We start from the raw sequence: 16,459 nt of genomic DNA, 5'->3' as shown, positions 1-16,459 counted from the left end.
ATGATCAGGTTGATAGGTTCGAGGTGGAAGCATGGTGACATGTGGAGCTGACGAATACTAATAGATCGAGGACTTAACCATATAATATGTAGCAATGTTATCTAGTTTTGAAGGAATATGCCTTCATAGTTTGGTGATGATGGCAGAGAGGTCACACCCGTTCCCATACCGAACACGGAAGTTAAGCTCTCTAGCGCCGATGGTAGTTGGGACCTTGTCCCTGTGAGAGTAGGACGTCGCCAAGCAACTAAAAACACAAGTCATTTGATTTGTGTTTTTTTGTATTGTTAAAAAGAATGGGAAAGAAGTAATGGAAATACAAACACGTTGCCCAAGAGTTAATCATATTATATAAAAGATGGGTGTATATTTTTCTGTAAATTGTTAAGGATTAGAAGTATAAAATAGGTTCACTTAAATAGGGAGGGAAGATTATGAAATTACAAAGTGAAGTTTGTATTGTTTGTGAGACAAAAAGAAAAGAAGGTATATATGTTTATAATAATTTAATATGCCATGAATGTGAAAAGGATATGGTGAATACAGAGACAGATGATCCGAAATATATATATTATTTAAAGCAGCTTCGAAAATTAGAAGTATCATATTTTTAAATAGGCATATGCCTATTATTTTTTTTGTTCTGTATAATAGATAGAGAATGAATAATAAGGAAGAGATGTAGATGAATCAAAATCGTATGCCTTTATATGAGGCGTTAATAGAGTTTAAAGAAAGAGGGCCGTTATCCTTTCATGTTCCTGGTCATAAGAATGGTTTAAACTTCCCTCAGGAGGCAATAAGAGAGTTTAAAGGTATTCTATCTATTGATGTAACTGAATTAGCAGGACTAGATGATTTGCATAGTCCGTTTGAATGTATAGATGAGGCACAACAATTATTGGCTGAAGTTTATAATACAAAGAGAAGTTATTTTTTAATTAATGGTTCAACAGTCGGGAACTTAGCAATGATTTTGTCTTGTTGCGGGGAACATGATATTGTTCTTGTACAAAGAAATTGTCATAAATCAATTATTAATGGTTTAAAACTTGCGGGAGCAAATCCCATTTTTTTAGATCCATGGATTGATGAAGCTTATAACGTACCAGTGGGAGTTCGTAATGAAATTATTAAGAACGCAATTGGAAAGTATCCAAATGCGAAAGCACTTATTTTAACGCATCCTAATTATTATGGTATGGGGATGGATTTAGAGGCAAGCATCGCTTTTGCACATGCACATAAAATCCCTGTTTTGGTAGATGAGGCACATGGGGCACATCTATGTTTGGGAGAACCATTTCCGAAGTCAGCATTAACATATGGTGCAGATATTGTAGTTCATTCTGCACATAAAACATTACCCGCAATGACAATGGGTTCCTATTTACATATTAATAGTCATTTAGTAGACGAAGATAAGGTTACTACTTATTTAAGTATGCTACAATCTAGTAGTCCATCGTATCCAATTATGGCTTCCTTGGATATAGCACGCTTTACAATGGCGCGTATAAAAGAAGAAGGTCACAGTGAAATTGTTGAGTTTTTACGAAGATTTAAGGAACAATTACGTTCTATTCCCCAAATCGCCATTTTAGAATATCCGTTGCAAGATGAGTTAAAGGTCACCGTACAAACTCGTTGTCAGTTATCAGGGTACGAATTACAGTCTGTATTTGAAAAGGTCGGTATATATACAGAGATGGCTGATCCGTACAATGTCCTATTTATTTTACCCTTACAAGTAAATGAGGGATATATGAAGGTTATAGAGATGATCCGAGTAGCATTGCAACATTATGAGGTGAAAGACAAGAGGGAATCTATTCGTTATACTTATAATGGTGAATTCTCTCTTTTACCGTATACGTATAAACAACTAGACGGATATGAAACAAAGATAGTATCTATAGAAGAGGCTGTTGGAATGATAGCGGCGGAAATGGTGATTCCGTATCCACCTGGAATTCCATTAATTATGTATGGAGAGAGAATTACTTCAGAGCATAAAGAGCAAATTATGTATTTAGAAAGAGCAGGAGCTCGTTTTCAAGGTAATACGAAATATATGAAAGTGTATGATATAGAAAGTAGGTTTTAGGATGAAGGGATTATTTGTAACAATTGAGGGCCCAGAAGGTTCAGGTAAAACAACGTTAATTAAAAGCTTATTGCCATATTTTGAACAAAAAGCACAGAAGGTAATGGCGACAAGGGAACCAGGCGGTATTGCAATTTCTGAGGACATTAGGACGATTTTACATAAACAAGAATATACGATGATGGAAGCACGTACAGAAGCGCTTCTTTATGCTGCTGCGCGCAGACAACATTTAGTAGAAAAAGTTATGCCAGCACTTAATGAGAACTACCTCGTGTTATGTGATCGTTTTATAGATAGCTCTTTAGCATACCAAGGCTATGCAAGAGGATTGGGTATGGATAAGGTATTTGAAATAAATCGTTTCGCAACAGAGGACTGTATGCCTAGTTTAACAATTTATCTAGACATTGAGCCTGAGGTTGGTTTGGCTCGGATTGAAAAAGATGCAGGACGTGAAGTAAATCGACTAGATATGGAAGATATCTCTTTCCATAAAAGTGTGCGCGAAGGGTATTTACAAGTTGTAGAACGTTTCTCGGATCGTATTGTATTGGTAAATGCTGATCAACCGATGGAAAAACTTATAGAAGAAGTTGTTCAGATTATAGAAGATAAATTGTTATAATAGAAGGAAAGAATGAAATAAGTGAGGTATGCATTATGACGAAGACGTGGGAGCAGCTTTCTGCTATACAACCCATCGGTGTAAAAATGTTGATGAATAGCATTGCAAAAGAGCGTATATCCCACGCTTACTTGTTAGAGGGAGGGAAAGGGACAGGAAAGTTTGCGACAGCAATTCAAATGGCCAAGAGTTTCCTCTGTTCTGAGCGGAATGGAGTAGAGCCCTGCCATGTATGTACAAACTGTAAGCGAATTGATTCAGGTAACCACCCTAACTTACATATTGTAAAACCAGACGGATTATCTATTAAGAAGCAGCAAATTCATGATTTACAAGAAGAGTTTTCCAAAACAGGATTAGAGGCAAATAAAAAAATATATATTATTGAGCACGCAGATCGTATGACAGCAAATGCGGCAAATACACTTTTGAAATTTTTAGAAGAACCAAGTAGTGATACAACTGCTATTTTACTTACTGAACAAAGTCATCAAATTTTAAATACGATTTTATCTCGCTGCCAAGTTGTTACGTTTAGACCGTTACCTACGGAATCTTTAATTAGAAGATTACAGGATGAAGGGATTACAGCATCTTTATCGACACTTGCTGCTCAACTTACAAATAGTTTTGATGAAGCTTTAGCTTTATGTAGTGATGAATGGTTTGCACAAGCACGAGCTTTAGTGATAAAATTATGTGAAGCGCTCGAAAAAGATAAAACCTCTATTTTTTTTGTACAAGAAAAATGGGGAAAACACTTTGGAGAGAAAGAACAATTACAGCAAGGTTTAGATATGTTACTCCTTATTTATAAGGATTTATTATATGTTCAACTTGGAGAAGAAGATCGTCTTGTTTTTCATGAGCAGAAAGAGATGTTTGAATCGTTTTCCTATGCTCAGAAGCGCATTGTATCAGCTCTCTTTAATATATTAGAGGCAAAAAATAGAATCAACGCTAATGTAAATGCGCAGCTTGTGTTCGAACAGTTAGTGTTGCGGTTGCAGGAGGGATGACCGTTTTGTATGATGTAGTAGGTGTTCGCTTTAAGAAGGCCGGAAAGGTATATTACTTTGATCCAAACCAGTTCGATATCTCTGAAAATGAGTTTGTCATTGTAGAAACGGTAAGAGGTATTGAATACGGAAAAGTAGTTATTACCAAAAAACAAGTTGATGAAAACGACGTTGTATTACCGCTAAAAAAGGTTATTCGTATTGCAAATGAAAATGATCGTACCATTGTTGAAGAGAACAAACATGCTGCCAAAGAAGCATATCAAGTCTGTCAACAAAAGGTAGTAGAGCATAATCTTGATATGAAACTTGTAGATGTAGAGTATACATTCGATCGTAATAAGATTATTTTCTATTTTACTGCGGATGGTCGGATCGATTTCCGCGAACTAGTGAAGGACTTAGCCGCAATTTTTAGAACAAGAATTGAACTAAGACAAATTGGTGTTCGTGATGAAGCGAAGATGCTAGGTGGTATTGGTCCATGTGGTCGTATGCTTTGTTGTTCTACTTTTTTAGGGGATTTTGAACCTGTATCCATTAAAATGGCAAAGGATCAAAATTTATCATTAAATCCTGCAAAAATCTCTGGTTTATGTGGTCGCTTAATGTGTTGCTTAAAATATGAGAATGATGAATATGAGGCAGCAAAGGAACAACTTCCTGATTTAGATCAACGTATACAAACCCCGCATGGTACTGGCCGTGTTATCGGATTAAATATTTTAGAAAGATTAATTCAAGTGGAACTAGTAGACAAGGAACGGATAGTAGAATATACGTTAGATGAGTTAGTGAATAAAGGGGTCGTTTCGAGTCAAACCACAGATTAATGAGGTGGGTGCTTGTGGAGAAAAAAGATATTTTTGAATCGGTTTCTAGTATGGAAGAGCAAATTGGACATTTATATAAACAGTTGGGAGAGTTAAAACAGCATCTTGCAGAGTTGTTGGAAGAAAACCAGCATATAAAAATGGAAAATAACAATTTGCGACACCGTTTTGAAGAAGTGCAGAATAAAGAAAAACAAAAAACTCAAAAACGTAAAGAAGTGAAGCCGAAAACAGATATTGGTGAAGGCTATGACAATTTAGCGAGACTATATCAAGAAGGTTTTCATATTTGCAATCTACATTATGGAAGTGTACGTAAAGAGGGAGATTGTTTGTTCTGTCTTTCATTCTTAAATAAAAAGTGAAATTACCTTTCCAATTATAATTGGAAAGGTAATTTTTTATACATGAAATAGGGTAGGTTAAGGGTAAGAAAAGGAGCAGTATATGAATTTATATGAAGATGAACGTTTAGATTACTTATTAGCACAAGACATGAAGATTATACAAAGCCCATCAGTATTTAATTTTTCTTTAGATGCCGTTTTACTCGCAGATTTTGCATGGGTACCAATTCAAAAGGGGAATTTACTTGATTTGTGTACAGGTAACGCGGTTGTTCCCCTTCTATTAAGTACAAGAACAAAAGGAAATATTACTGGTGTGGAAATTCAAGAACGCTTATATGATATGGGAGTAAGAAGTGTTCAATACAATGGGTTGGAAGAAAGAATTCACCTCATACATGGAGATTTGAAAGATATGCCAGAGAAACTTGGGCGTCATCAATATGATGTTGTTACATGTAATCCACCATATTTTCAAACACCTCAAACTTCAGAGAAAAATATGAATGAACATTTAGCGATAGCTCGTCATGAAATTATGTGTACATTAGAAGATGTTGTATCTGCAAGTAGTCAGTTAGTAAAACAAGGTGGGAAAGTAGCGTTTGTACATCGTCCAGGGCGATTACTAGACATTGTCACATTAATGCGTAAATATAAAATTGAACCAAAGCGTGTGCAATTTGTTTATCCTAAGGTTGGAAAAGAAGCAAATACATTGTTAATTGAAGGAATTAAGGATGGAAATGCAGATTTGAAAATTTTACCGCCTCTCGTTGTATATGAGAACAATAACGAATATACAAAGGAGCTACGTTCAATTTTATATGGAGAAGAATAAGCACTTTTTTTATGTGGTAGAGTGCTCTGATGGAAGTTATTATGCTGGATATACAAACCATATAGAAAAGAGAATTCAGACTCATAATAGCGGCAAAGGGGCTAAGTATACACGCGTCAGGCTTCCTGTCGTTTTAAAATATGTAGAGACCCACGATGATAAGCGTACAGCTATGCAAGCGGAGTATTACTTTAAGCAATTAACGAGAAAACAAAAAGAGGCATATATGCAAAAAGGAGAACGCTATGTGGCAACAAAAAAGCTTTCAACAAAATGAAAAGGGAGTTTTATATTTAGTACCAACTCCTATTGGAAATCTAGAAGATATGACATTTCGTGCAATCCGAATTTTAAAAGAAGTTGATTTAATTGCTGCTGAAGATACGAGACAAACGAAAAAACTTTGTAATTATTTTGAAATTGAAACACCTGTCACGAGTTATCATGAGCACAATAAAGAAGTAAGTGGGAAGAAACTATTAGAGAAATTAGAGGATGGAAAGAATGTAGCACTTGTTAGTGACGCTGGTATGCCGTGTATTTCTGATCCAGGTTACGATATTGTCGTTGAGGCAGTAGCTGAGCAATATCATGTAATTCCGCTTCCTGGAGCAAATGCAGCCCTTACAGCATTAATTGCATCCGGTCTTGAAACAAAGCAGTTTTATTTCTATGGTTTCTTGCAGAGAAACAAAAAGGAACGGAAGATGGAGTTAGAAAAGCTTCGTTATGTACAAACTACAATGATGTTTTATGAAGCACCTCATCGTTTAGATGATACTTTAATTTCGATGCAGGAAGTGTTGGGAAATAGAGAGATTGTATTATGTCGAGAGTTAACGAAAAAATTTGAGGAATTTATTCGAGGAACAATCGAAGAAGTAATTGAGTGGACGAAGCAAAATGAAGTACGTGGTGAGTTTTGTATTTTAGTAGCTGGTTCAACAGAAGAACCTGCTCCAGAAGAACAATGGTGGGAATCTCTTTCGGTATATGATCATATTGAATATTATATAAATGAAAAAAGTATGAATTCAAAAGAAGCGATTAAAACAGTCGCTAAAGATCGAGATTTGTCGAAAAGAGATGTATATCAAATCTATCATGTCGATAAAAAATAAGCTTCTCATAATTGAGAAGCTTATTTTGCTGTTTCGATATAATCTTGAAGTTCGTTTAAGATTTGCTCAGCGCCTTCTTTGCTTAAGATGATTTTACCTTCAGCTAAAGAAAGGTTACCGTCAGATACTTCACCAGTTACTTGGCAAGTCATGTTTGGTTTATATTTCTTTAAGATGATTTTTTCGTCATCAACATAGATTTCAAGAGCGTCCTTTTCTGCAATACCTAAAGTACGGCGTAATTCGATTGGAATTACTACACGACCTAATTCATCAACTTTACGAACAATACCAGTAGATTTCATAATTTTTTTCCTCCTAAATAAATAGTTTATAAGTTTCGAGTCTATTTTTAGATTCGTCATTTTTCGACAAAATACCCTATGGACATATGATACCAATCATTTACATTTCCGTCAATTCTTAAATTCTATATTTTTTAAAAAGATTTATAGATTTCTTATTTCTTATATATAATATATTGAGAGGAAATTCCACAATTATTTACATTATTTTCTGAAAAAATAATAAATTAAAAGTGGATATTGTATATTTTTTTGAAATATGAGCAATAGATGATAAAGATATTGAGCATTAAGACCTAAATTGAAAATTAGGTTGGCGTAAAGAAGATAAGTTAGATTTGGGCTGCTCGTAAAAGCCCAATTAACGTGGGCTAATAATTAGTGGGGAGGAACAAAAACCCTACTGATTAAAGTTTCACTTTATATATGAGTTTTTGATATACTGTTTATAAATACATATGAGGTTATTCGGGAGGTCCAAAACAATGACAGAGGAAAATAAGTCCTTTTATATTACTACCCCAATTTATTATCCAAGTGGAAAATTACACATTGGACATGCTTATACGACAGTAGCAGGAGATGCGATGGCACGATATAAGCGTATGCAAGGTTATAATGTGCATTATTTAACAGGAACTGATGAACATGGACAGAAGATCCAAAAGAAAGCAGAAGAGTTAAATATTACGCCACAGGCATATGTTGATAACATTGTTGCAGGAATTAAAGAGCTTTGGGAGAAGATGGATATTTCTTATGATGATTTTATTCGTACAACTGAAGATCGTCATAAAGATGTTGTCGAAAAAATCTTTAAACAATTAGTAGATCAAGGTGACATTTATCTTGATGAATATGAAGGTTGGTATTCTGTACAAGATGAGACGTTCTATACAGAGCATCAATTAGTAGATCCAATTATGGAAGGCGACAAAGTAGTTGGAGGAAAAAGCCCAGATAGTGGTCATGATGTAGAACTTGTTCGTGAAGAATCTTATTTCTTTAGAATGGGTAAATATGTCGACAGACTATTAAAGTTCTATGAAGATAATCCACATTTCATTCAGCCGGAGTCTCGTAAAAATGAAATGATTAATAATTTTATTAAACCGGGATTAGAAGATTTAGCAGTTTCTCGTACTTCATTTGACTGGGGAGTTCGTGTTCCTGGTAACCCAAAACACGTTATTTACGTATGGGTTGACGCATTATCTAACTATATTACGGCGTTAGGTTATGGAACAGCAAATGAAGAGAAATATAAAAAATTCTGGCCTGCAGATGTGCATTTAGTTGGGAAAGAAATTGTTCGTTTCCATACAATTTATTGGCCGATAATTTTAATGGCATTAGATTTACCTCTTCCGAAGAAAGTCTTTGCTCATGGCTGGATTTTAATGAAGGATGGAAAGATGAGTAAGTCAAAAGGAAACGTAGTAGATCCAGTTACATTAATCGATCGTTACGGATTAGATGCATTACGTTATTACCTACTTCGTGAAGTTCCATTTGGATCTGATGGCGTATTTACACCAGAAGGATTTGTGGAGCGTATTAATTTCGACTTAGCAAATGACTTAGGTAATTTATTAAATCGTACAGTAGCTATGATTGATAAGTACTTTAACGGAGAAATCCCTGCATTTAAAGCAAATGTGACGGAATTTGATGAAACGTTAGTAGCGTTTGCACAAGATACTTTGAAAAAAGTAGAAGAAGCAATGGAGAATATGGAGTTCTCTGTAGCGTTAGGATCTATTTGGCAACTAGTTAGTCGTACGAATAAATATATTGATGAAACACAACCATGGGTATTAGCAAAAGATGAGAATGATCGTGAAAAGTTAGCCTCTGTAATGGCTCATTTAGCAGAAGTACTTCGTCAAACAGGTATTATGCTTATGCCATTCTTAACAGTAGCACCAAGCAAGATGTTTGCTCAGCTTGGCCTTACTGATGAAGCTCATAAATCTTGGGAAAGTCTATCTACAATTGGCTGCATTCCAGCTGGAACAAAAGTAGAAAAAGGAAACCCAATTTTCCCTCGTTTAGAAATGGAAGTGGAAGTAGAGTACATTAAAGAACAAATGAAAAGCTCTGCTCCTAAAGTAGAAGAGAAAAAAGAAGAAGAACCGAAGGCAGAAGAAATTACAATTGATGATTTCTTTAAAGTAGAATTACGCGTAGCTGAAGTACTATCTGCTGAACCTGTGAAAAAAGCAGACAAGCTGTTAAAAATTCAACTAGACTTAGGTACAGAAAAGCGTCAAGTTGTTTCTGGAATTGCAAAATTCTATTCGCCGGAAGACTTAAAAGGTAAAAAGGTTATTTGTGTAACAAACTTAAAACCTGTAAAATTACGCGGTGAATTATCGCAAGGTATGATTTTAGCGGGTGAAGAGAATGGCGTATTGTCATTAGCATCAATTGACCAAAATCTACCAAATGGTACAAAAATCAAGTAATTAAGACAAGAAAAGAGATGTTTCACGTGTAACATGTGTGAAGCGTCTTTTTTCTTTTTACACTCTCTATTTTTGCATTAAGATTGTAGTATTGTTATCGTTAAGTTATTAAAGAACTTATTTTTGTAGAATAAACTTGATTTCAATATAAAAGGAGTTATGTATTATGTTGTTTGATACACATTCACATTTGAATGCAGAGCAATTCGAAGGAGATTTGCAAGAGGTTATTGCCCGAATGAAAGAAGCGGGAGTTACTTATACAGTTGTTGTTGGTTTTGATGAAGTAACGATAAAAAAGGCGATGGAATTAGCTGAAGCCTATGATTTTATTTACGCTGCGGTTGGGTGGCACCCAGTTGATGCAATCGACATGACAGAAGAACATTTAGCTTGGTTAGAAGAACTTGCTTCTCATCCTAAAGTCGTTGCACTTGGAGAAATGGGCTTAGATTATCACTGGGATAAGTCTCCAAAAGAAATACAGAAAGAAGTATTCCGTAAACAAATTGCATTAGCGAAAAAAGTAAAATTGCCGATTATTATACATAACCGCGATGCAACTCAAGATATTGTTGATATTCTAGAAGAAGAGAATGCAGCTGAAGTAGGAGGCATTATGCATTGCTTTAGCGGCAGCGTAGAGGTAGCAGAGCGATGTGTTGATATGAACTTTTTAATTTCGTTAGGTGGACCAGTTACATTTAAAAACGCTAAGAAGCCGAAAGAGGTTGCTACGGAGATTCCATTAGAGAAATTGTTAATAGAGACGGATTGTCCGTATTTAACACCGCATCCATTTCGAGGGAAACGAAATGAACCGAGTTATGTAAAACTCGTGGCAGAAGAAATTGCGAATTTAAAAGGAATTTCTTATGAGGAAGTAGCAGAAATGACAACTAAAAATGCAAAAGTTTTATTTGGTGTTGAATAAAAAAGAATGGGGAAACCTGTTCTTTTTTATTTTGAGAAAAACTAGTAGAAGTGATGAAGAAAATAAATGTGAATGATGAAGTGTTACAATAAGGACAGAGAACAAAGATTTTTCTATTCTATTTTTTAAAATATAAGAATGGGGAAAATAATAATGGAAAAGTCGTCATTTTTTTGTTTTACTAAGTAGAGACGAAATGAGTGTGGAGGCAAGCATGAAAATAAAAGAGATTATCGTTGTAGAAGGTAAAGATGATACAGTTGCGATTAAGCGTGCTGTTGATGCGGATACAATTGAAACGAACGGTTCAGCAATCGGTGATCATGTTATTGAGCAAGTTAAATTAGCGCAGCAAAAAAGGGGCGTTATTATTTTCACAGATCCGGATTATCCTGGAGAGCGTATTCGAAAAATTATTTCTGACAAGGTTCCTGGCTGTAAGCATGCCTTTTTACCGAAGGAAGAAGCGCTTGCTAAAAGGAAAAAGGGTGTTGGGATCGAACACGCTTCTAATGAGTCGATTCGCCGCGCTCTAGAGAATATACATGAAGAAATGGAAGCTTACACAAGTGAAATTAGTTGGAGTGATTTAGTCGATGCAGGCTTAGTGGGCGGAGAAATGGCAAAGAGCCGCAGAGAAAGAATGGGTAAGCTATTAAAGATTGGTTATACAAATGCAAAACAGTTACATAAACGATTACAGATGTTTCAAGTTTCAAAGGAATCATTTGCAGAAGCTTATAAGCAAGTAATACAGGAGGAAAAAAAATGAAGGATATCGCAACGCCAAATCGTACAAAAGACATTGTTGAAAAGTATGGATTTTCATTCAAAAAAAGTTTAGGACAAAACTTTTTAATTGATACAAATGTATTAAATCGTATTGTCGATCATGCAGAAATTGGTTCAGAAAGTGGTGCAATTGAAATTGGACCAGGTATTGGTGCATTAACAGAGCAATTAGCAAAGCGTGCTAAAAAAGTAGTGGCTTTTGAAATTGATCAAAGACTATTACCAATTTTAGATGAGACGTTAGCGCCATATGGTAACGTTACAGTTATTAATAAAGACGTACTAAAAGCAGATGTACATGAAGTATTTAATGAGCAATTTGAAGAAGGGCAAGATGTAATGGTAGTAGCTAACTTACCATACTATATTACAACGCCAATTTTATTTAAATTGCTTGAAGAAAAGTTACCAGTTCGTGGATTTGTTGTTATGATGCAAAAAGAAGTTGGAGATCGTTTAGCTGCTAAACCTGGAACGAAAGAGTATGGTTCTTTATCGATTGCTATTCAGTATTATACAGAAGTTGAAACAGTTATGACTGTACCGCGTACAGTGTTTGTACCACAGCCAAATGTTGATTCTGCAATTATTCGCCTTCTAAAGCGTCCGAAACCGGTTGTAGAGGTGACAGATGAAACATTCTTCTTTGAAGTAGTACGAGCAAGTTTCGCACAGCGCCGTAAAACTTTGATGAATAATTTATCAAATAATTTAAATGGTTTCCCGAAAGATAAGGAATTATTGGATCGAATTTTAACAGAAGTAGGAATTGATCCAAAGCGAAGAGGCGAAACGCTATCTATTGAAGAGTTTGCAACATTAAGTAATGCATTAGTTCTTCATAAATTATCATAAGAATATGAAAGGGACAGTTCAAGTTGAACTGTCCCTTTTGTCACCTTTCTCTCTTTAAATTCATACTTTAAAAACAGGTAAGATGGCCTAATGAGTTTGGAGGTAGGAGAATGGTTTTACATGTTGGAGAATTAGTGGAACGATATTCTCATAAGAGGGATATTCTTTTTCGTATTATAGAAATAAAAGGCGAGATAGCTATATTGTTTGGAGAGGAAATTAGACTGGTGGCGGATGCGCCACTTGAAGATTTAATTAGTATAGATCAAAGAGAACATAAAAAAAGGGTGAAGCGTGAGAAAGAAACAATGGAGCGCACGTATCGTTTGTTTCAACAAGATTATGTACTGATGAAACAAAGGCATGAACATACTTCAACTGGTGGATACACAAGTGAGGTGAATTATTTTCAAATGCCGGGACGTGTATTGCATATAGATGGAGACCCTTTATATTTGCGCAAGTGCTTAGATTTATATAATAAAATTGGCGTTCCTGTTCAAGGTATTCATTGTAAAGAAACGGAGATGCATGAAAAAGTAGTAGACTTAATAGATCACTTTCGCCCAGACATTCTCGTTATTACAGGGCATGATGCATATACAAAATCAAAAGGAGTGAAGGGAGATTTAGCGGCATATAGGCATTCAAGACATTTTGTACAGGCTGTTCGTGAAGTGCGAAAAAAATATCCATCATTGGATCACCTTGTTATTTTTGCTGGGGCATGTCAATCACATTTTGAGGCACTAATTCGTGCAGGGGCCAATTTCGCTAGTTCACCATCTAGAATTAATATTCATGCACTAGATCCTGTATATGTAGTTGGTAAAATTAGTTTTACTTCATTTATGGAGAGAGTCAATGTATGGGATGTCGTACGTAATACAATTACTGGTGAAAAGGGACTAGGTGGAATTGAAACGAGAGGGATTTTACGAACGGGATTACCTTTTCAACATTACGAAGAGTAAGCAGGATACATATGTATCTTGCTTTTTTGTATGGAAGGATTTAAATGAATTTGGATAAAAAGAGGTAAGAACGTGCAGACTACGTAATGATACTTTTACAATATAGTATTTCTTCTATCTATTCAAACGCAGGATGATATTAGCTGTGAATCGCGGTTAATAATTAGGATAGATATATCGTGCTTTAAGTGTTCAATCTAAATTACAGCGAGGTGTAGCGAAGTATATGTCAAAACGTTTAGATGAAATTAAAAGCGAATTAGATCACCATCTTGGACAGCGACTTATGTTAAAAGCAAATAGTGGAAGAAGAAAAACTGTGGAGCAATCAGGTGTACTAGCAGAAACATACCGTTCCGTTTTTGTTGTACAATTAGATCAACAAGAAGATGCGTTGCAACGTGTATCTTATAGTTATGCAGATGTTTTAACAGAGACAGTAGAGTTAACATTTTATGGAGACCCTCATAATGAGGTCATTTTATAATCCGTATATCATTACATATATTCCCATAAATGAAAAGCTATATTATTTTGCATACTAACTATACCGTAGCAAAATAAGGAGGGACTCTGCATTGAGTAGACGAAGAGGTGTCATGTCAAACCAATTTAAAGAAGAGCTAGCAAAAGAGCTTGGCTTTTATGATGTTGTTCAGAAAGAAGGATGGGGCGGAATTCGTGCGAAAGATGCTGGTAACATGGTGAAACGTGCTATAGAAATTGCAGAACAGCAATTAATGAAACGAAACCAGTAGTTGTAAGATACTTTCTATGCTACGGTAGCCGAGGAGACATTCCTCGGCTTTTTGTACTCTAAAAGGTGCCATCATTTTACATAAGTAGTTTCATTCTGAATGCTTTTCGTTATAATTAGGGAAGTGTCATCGTCTTACTATAAATTTATGGTAAAATAAACGATAAAAGATTGAGTACATAGAGTGGGTGAATAGATTGAAGCTACTAGTGAAAGCACCAGCAAAGATTAATCTGTCGTTAGATGTACTGGGAAAAAGACAAGACGGATATCATGAAGTGAAAATGATTATGACAACCATTGATTTAGCAGATCGTCTAGAACTAACGGAATTAGCAGAAGACCGTATTGAAATTTTATCCCATAATCGGTATGTCCCAGACGACCAACGAAATTTAGCTTATCAGGCAGCGAAATTATTAAAAGAGAAGTTTAATGTAAAAAAAGGTGTATCTATTACTATTGAAAAAACGATTCCAGTAGCAGCTGGATTAGCAGGTGGAAGTAGTGATGCAGCAGCCACATTACGTGGTCTTAATAAATTATGGAATTTAGGGCTTACAATTGATGAGTTAGCAGAGCTTGGCGCAGAAATTGGATCAGATGTATCGTTCTGTGTATACGGAGGCACAGCAATTGCCACTGGAAGAGGAGAGAAAATTGAGCATATAAAGACTCCGCCTTCTTGTTGGGTTATTTTAGCGAAACCACATATAGGTGTATCTACTGCTGATGTGTATGGAAATTTAAAGTTAAATCGAGTTACACATCCGAATGTAGATAAAATGGTTGATGTCATAAATTCTGGTGATTATAAAGGAATTTGTGATACTGTTGGTAACGTTTTAGAAGATGTAACATTTGGAATGCATCCTGAAGTTGCCCGTATTAAATCACAGATGAAGCGATTTGGAGCGGATGCTGTATTAATGAGTGGAAGTGGTCCAACTGTATTTGGACTTGTACACCATGATTCACGAATGCATCGCATTTATAACGGATTAAAAGGATTTTGTGAACAAGTCTATGCGGTACGTTTATTAGGAGAGCGAGAAACGCTTGAATAAAGACGTATAATACGTTATGATTTGTTTAGAATATTCGTGATTTGAGGTGAGAGTATGAAAATTAGAAGAAGTACAAGATTAGTCGATATGACTTATTACTTGCTACAAAACCCTCGTCAGCTAGTATCTCTCACTTTTTTTGCTGAAAGGTATCAATCGGCTAAGTCTTCCATTAGTGAAGATTTAGTTATTATTAAGCAAACGTTTGAACAACAAGGGGTCGGCACATTGCAAACGATACCAGGAGCAGCAGGAGGAGTGAAATATATACCGTATATAAGTGAAGAAGAGGCAGATCTAATTATTGATGAGCTTTGTGGCTTATTTGAAAACCCAGATCGTATTTTGCCTGGCGGTTACTTATACATGACAGATTTATTGAGTAATCCTCGCCATATTAATGGCGCAGGTCGTTTGTTTGCTTCTGTTTTTGCTAGGCAACCAATTGATGCAGTTATGACGGTGGCAACGAAGGGGATTCCACTTGCTTATGCAGTGGCAAATTACTTAGATGTACCAGTTGTAATTGCAAGGAAAGATAATAAGGTAACAGAAGGTCCGACTGTTAGTATTAACTATGTGTCGGGTTCTTCTAAACGAATTCAAACAATGACGTTAGCAAAACGCAGTCTTCCAGAAGGGTCGAATGTTTTAATTATTGATGACTTCATGAAAGCTGGCGGAACAATTCAAGGTATGATGAGTATGTTAGAAGAGTTCAAGGCTAATGTTGTTGGTATTGGTGTATTAGTAGAATCCACAGATATTGAAGAACGACTAATTAATAATTTTGTATCATTAATTCGTCTATCGGAAGTTGATGTGAAAGAAAAAACGATTCAAGTGGAAAAAGGGAATTATTCTCTTGCGCCATTTGATGAAGGGCTTGTAGAGGCGGAATAAAAGATAGAGCAGATAGCTCTATCTTTTTTTATTTTATTTATAGATTATAAAATAGATGGACAAACTGCCTTTCGTACACTATTTTTAAAGAGTAAAATAAATAATAAAAGGGTGAAAAGTATGAAAGTTGTTCAAACAAGCAAGGCACCACAAGCAATTGGACCTTATTCACAGGGGATTATTGTAAATAACATGTTCTATAGCTCAGGACAAATTCCATTGACGGCAAATGGGGAGCTTGTAACAGGAGATGTAACAGTACAAACAGAACAAGTATTTCAAAATTTACAAGCGGTATTAGAGGAAGCAGGTGCTTCATTTGATACAGTCGTAAAAACAACAGTATTTTTAAAGGACATGGATGATTTTAATGCTGTGAATGAAGTGTATAGCTCTTATTTCTCTACTCATAAACCAGCTCGATCTTGTGTGCAAGTAGCAAAATTACCGAAAGATGTTTCCGTTGAAATTGAAGTAATCGCCCTAGTTAAGTAACCTTTTGTAAGCG

The 16,459-nt window shown here is 35.5% G+C and carries 20 protein-coding genes and 1 rRNA gene; 20 read left to right on the top strand and 1 reads right to left on the bottom strand.

The window, feature by feature from the left end; all coding sequences use genetic code 11:
• Positions 1 to 129 precede the first annotated feature (129 nt).
• The 10 genes from rrf (at position 130) to rsmI (ending at position 6,896) form a co-directional block, all read left to right on the top strand.
• Positions 130 to 245: ribosomal RNA gene (rrf, locus tag ACTFSL_RS28130) — 5S ribosomal RNA — on the top strand.
• A gap of 189 nt (positions 246 to 434) precedes the next feature.
• The gene (locus ACTFSL_RS28125) at positions 435 to 614 is read left to right on the top strand and encodes a sigma factor G inhibitor Gin (RefSeq protein WP_000776278.1); all 180 of its coding nucleotides are present in this window, start codon (positions 435 to 437) and stop codon (positions 612 to 614) included.
• A gap of 71 nt (positions 615 to 685) precedes the next feature.
• Positions 686 to 2,107: an aminotransferase class I/II-fold pyridoxal phosphate-dependent enzyme gene (locus tag ACTFSL_RS28120; protein WP_001075300.1), complete on the top strand. Its 1,422-nt coding sequence runs from the start codon at positions 686 to 688 to the stop codon at positions 2,105 to 2,107.
• 1 nt (position 2,108) lies between these two features.
• On the top strand, positions 2,109 to 2,735 hold the full coding sequence (gene tmk / locus ACTFSL_RS28115) for a dTMP kinase (RefSeq protein ID WP_000677221.1): 627 nt from the start codon (positions 2,109 to 2,111) through the stop codon (positions 2,733 to 2,735).
• Between the two features lie 35 nt (positions 2,736 to 2,770).
• Complete coding sequence (holB, locus tag ACTFSL_RS28110; protein ID WP_000169561.1) at positions 2,771 to 3,754, top strand: DNA polymerase III subunit delta'; 984 nt, start codon at positions 2,771 to 2,773, stop codon at positions 3,752 to 3,754.
• A 5-nt stretch (positions 3,755 to 3,759) separates the two neighbouring features.
• A complete protein-coding gene (locus ACTFSL_RS28105; protein WP_000272429.1) occupies positions 3,760 to 4,587 on the top strand; it encodes a PSP1 domain-containing protein in 828 nt (275 codons plus the stop codon).
• 14 nt (positions 4,588 to 4,601) lie between these two features.
• Positions 4,602 to 4,952 (top strand): DNA replication initiation control protein YabA, encoded by a 351-nt coding sequence (gene yabA / locus ACTFSL_RS28100; RefSeq protein WP_000412063.1) that lies wholly within the window; start codon positions 4,602 to 4,604, stop codon positions 4,950 to 4,952.
• Positions 4,953 to 5,034: 82 nt separating this feature from the next.
• Positions 5,035 to 5,775, top strand: coding sequence for a tRNA1(Val) (adenine(37)-N6)-methyltransferase (locus ACTFSL_RS28095; protein WP_001055366.1), 741 nt, complete (start codon positions 5,035 to 5,037; stop codon positions 5,773 to 5,775).
• Positions 5,762 to 6,052: a GIY-YIG nuclease family protein gene (locus ACTFSL_RS28090; RefSeq protein ID WP_000414350.1), complete on the top strand. Its 291-nt coding sequence runs from the start codon at positions 5,762 to 5,764 to the stop codon at positions 6,050 to 6,052. The genes ACTFSL_RS28095 and ACTFSL_RS28090 overlap by 14 nt, the downstream gene beginning before the upstream one ends.
• The gene (gene rsmI / locus ACTFSL_RS28085) at positions 6,021 to 6,896 is read left to right on the top strand and encodes a 16S rRNA (cytidine(1402)-2'-O)-methyltransferase (RefSeq protein ID WP_440042778.1); all 876 of its coding nucleotides are present in this window, start codon (positions 6,021 to 6,023) and stop codon (positions 6,894 to 6,896) included. Before ACTFSL_RS28090 ends, rsmI begins: the two co-directional genes overlap by 32 nt.
• Before the next feature lie 20 nt (positions 6,897 to 6,916).
• Here the strand turns inward: rsmI and ACTFSL_RS28080 are convergent, their stop codons facing one another.
• On the bottom strand, positions 6,917 to 7,201 hold the full coding sequence (locus tag ACTFSL_RS28080; protein ID WP_000843036.1) for an AbrB/MazE/SpoVT family DNA-binding domain-containing protein: 285 nt from the start codon (positions 7,199 to 7,201) through the stop codon (positions 6,917 to 6,919).
• Positions 7,202 to 7,686: 485 nt separating this feature from the next.
• On the opposite strand from ACTFSL_RS28080, the gene metG reads away from it, so the two are divergent.
• From metG to ACTFSL_RS28030, 10 genes are all read left to right on the top strand, one after another.
• Complete coding sequence (gene metG, locus ACTFSL_RS28075) at positions 7,687 to 9,669, top strand: methionine--tRNA ligase (protein WP_000134132.1); 1,983 nt, start codon at positions 7,687 to 7,689, stop codon at positions 9,667 to 9,669.
• A 166-nt stretch (positions 9,670 to 9,835) separates the two neighbouring features.
• On the top strand, positions 9,836 to 10,603 hold the full coding sequence (locus tag ACTFSL_RS28070; RefSeq protein WP_000895851.1) for a TatD family hydrolase: 768 nt from the start codon (positions 9,836 to 9,838) through the stop codon (positions 10,601 to 10,603).
• Between the two features lie 214 nt (positions 10,604 to 10,817).
• The gene (gene rnmV, locus ACTFSL_RS28065) at positions 10,818 to 11,375 is read left to right on the top strand and encodes a ribonuclease M5 (protein WP_000692835.1); all 558 of its coding nucleotides are present in this window, start codon (positions 10,818 to 10,820) and stop codon (positions 11,373 to 11,375) included.
• On the top strand, positions 11,372 to 12,250 hold the full coding sequence (rsmA, locus tag ACTFSL_RS28060) for a 16S rRNA (adenine(1518)-N(6)/adenine(1519)-N(6))-dimethyltransferase RsmA (protein ID WP_000651548.1): 879 nt from the start codon (positions 11,372 to 11,374) through the stop codon (positions 12,248 to 12,250). The genes rnmV and rsmA overlap by 4 nt, the downstream gene beginning before the upstream one ends.
• A gap of 110 nt (positions 12,251 to 12,360) precedes the next feature.
• Entirely contained in the window at positions 12,361 to 13,224 is an 864-nt protein-coding gene (yabG, locus tag ACTFSL_RS28055) for a sporulation peptidase YabG (protein WP_440042776.1), read from the top strand.
• Between the two features lie 226 nt (positions 13,225 to 13,450).
• Complete coding sequence (veg, locus tag ACTFSL_RS28050; protein ID WP_000044347.1) at positions 13,451 to 13,711, top strand: biofilm formation stimulator Veg; 261 nt, start codon at positions 13,451 to 13,453, stop codon at positions 13,709 to 13,711.
• Positions 13,712 to 13,802: 91 nt separating this feature from the next.
• The gene (sspF, locus tag ACTFSL_RS28045; protein ID WP_002094215.1) at positions 13,803 to 13,982 is read left to right on the top strand and encodes an acid-soluble spore protein SspF; all 180 of its coding nucleotides are present in this window, start codon (positions 13,803 to 13,805) and stop codon (positions 13,980 to 13,982) included.
• A 196-nt stretch (positions 13,983 to 14,178) separates the two neighbouring features.
• On the top strand, positions 14,179 to 15,048 hold the full coding sequence (ispE, locus tag ACTFSL_RS28040; protein ID WP_000772104.1) for a 4-(cytidine 5'-diphospho)-2-C-methyl-D-erythritol kinase: 870 nt from the start codon (positions 14,179 to 14,181) through the stop codon (positions 15,046 to 15,048).
• A gap of 54 nt (positions 15,049 to 15,102) precedes the next feature.
• A complete protein-coding gene (gene purR / locus ACTFSL_RS28035) occupies positions 15,103 to 15,951 on the top strand; it encodes a pur operon repressor (protein ID WP_000702466.1) in 849 nt (282 codons plus the stop codon).
• 120 nt (positions 15,952 to 16,071) lie between these two features.
• Positions 16,072 to 16,446, top strand: coding sequence for a RidA family protein (locus ACTFSL_RS28030; protein ID WP_000869815.1), 375 nt, complete (start codon positions 16,072 to 16,074; stop codon positions 16,444 to 16,446).
• The last annotated feature ends 13 nt before the right edge of the window (positions 16,447 to 16,459 follow it).

The sequence above is a fragment of the Bacillus cereus group sp. MYBK108-1 genome (assembly GCF_051917185.1).
Classification (GTDB): domain Bacteria; phylum Bacillota; class Bacilli; order Bacillales; family Bacillaceae_G; genus Bacillus_A; species Bacillus_A cereus.
This window is presented reverse-complemented; position numbering and strand designations above follow the sequence as displayed.

Excerpts from the sequence above, each read along its gene's own strand:
- ACTFSL_RS28125 (WP_000776278.1), top strand. The coding sequence starts at position 435 with ATGAAATTACAAAGTGAAGTTTGTATTGTTTGTGAGACAAAAAGAAAA.
- ACTFSL_RS28120 (WP_001075300.1), top strand. The coding sequence starts at position 686 with ATGAATCAAAATCGTATGCCTTTATATGAGGCGTTAATAGAGTTTAAA.
- tmk (WP_000677221.1), top strand. The coding sequence starts at position 2,109 with ATGAAGGGATTATTTGTAACAATTGAGGGCCCAGAAGGTTCAGGTAAA.
- holB (WP_000169561.1), top strand. The coding sequence starts at position 2,771 with ATGACGAAGACGTGGGAGCAGCTTTCTGCTATACAACCCATCGGTGTA.
- ACTFSL_RS28095 (WP_001055366.1), top strand. The coding sequence starts at position 5,035 with ATGAATTTATATGAAGATGAACGTTTAGATTACTTATTAGCACAAGAC.
- ACTFSL_RS28090 (WP_000414350.1), top strand. The coding sequence starts at position 5,762 with ATGGAGAAGAATAAGCACTTTTTTTATGTGGTAGAGTGCTCTGATGGA.
- rsmI (WP_440042778.1), top strand. The coding sequence starts at position 6,021 with ATGTGGCAACAAAAAAGCTTTCAACAAAATGAAAAGGGAGTTTTATAT.
- ACTFSL_RS28080 (WP_000843036.1), bottom strand. The coding sequence starts at position 7,201 with ATGAAATCTACTGGTATTGTTCGTAAAGTTGATGAATTAGGTCGTGTA.
- metG (WP_000134132.1), top strand. The coding sequence starts at position 7,687 with ATGACAGAGGAAAATAAGTCCTTTTATATTACTACCCCAATTTATTAT.
- ACTFSL_RS28070 (WP_000895851.1), top strand. The coding sequence starts at position 9,836 with ATGTTGTTTGATACACATTCACATTTGAATGCAGAGCAATTCGAAGGA.
- rnmV (WP_000692835.1), top strand. The coding sequence starts at position 10,818 with ATGAAAATAAAAGAGATTATCGTTGTAGAAGGTAAAGATGATACAGTT.
- rsmA (WP_000651548.1), top strand. The coding sequence starts at position 11,372 with ATGAAGGATATCGCAACGCCAAATCGTACAAAAGACATTGTTGAAAAG.
- yabG (WP_440042776.1), top strand. The coding sequence starts at position 12,361 with ATGGTTTTACATGTTGGAGAATTAGTGGAACGATATTCTCATAAGAGG.
- veg (WP_000044347.1), top strand. The coding sequence starts at position 13,451 with ATGTCAAAACGTTTAGATGAAATTAAAAGCGAATTAGATCACCATCTT.
- purR (WP_000702466.1), top strand. The coding sequence starts at position 15,103 with ATGAAAATTAGAAGAAGTACAAGATTAGTCGATATGACTTATTACTTG.
- ACTFSL_RS28030 (WP_000869815.1), top strand. The coding sequence starts at position 16,072 with ATGAAAGTTGTTCAAACAAGCAAGGCACCACAAGCAATTGGACCTTAT.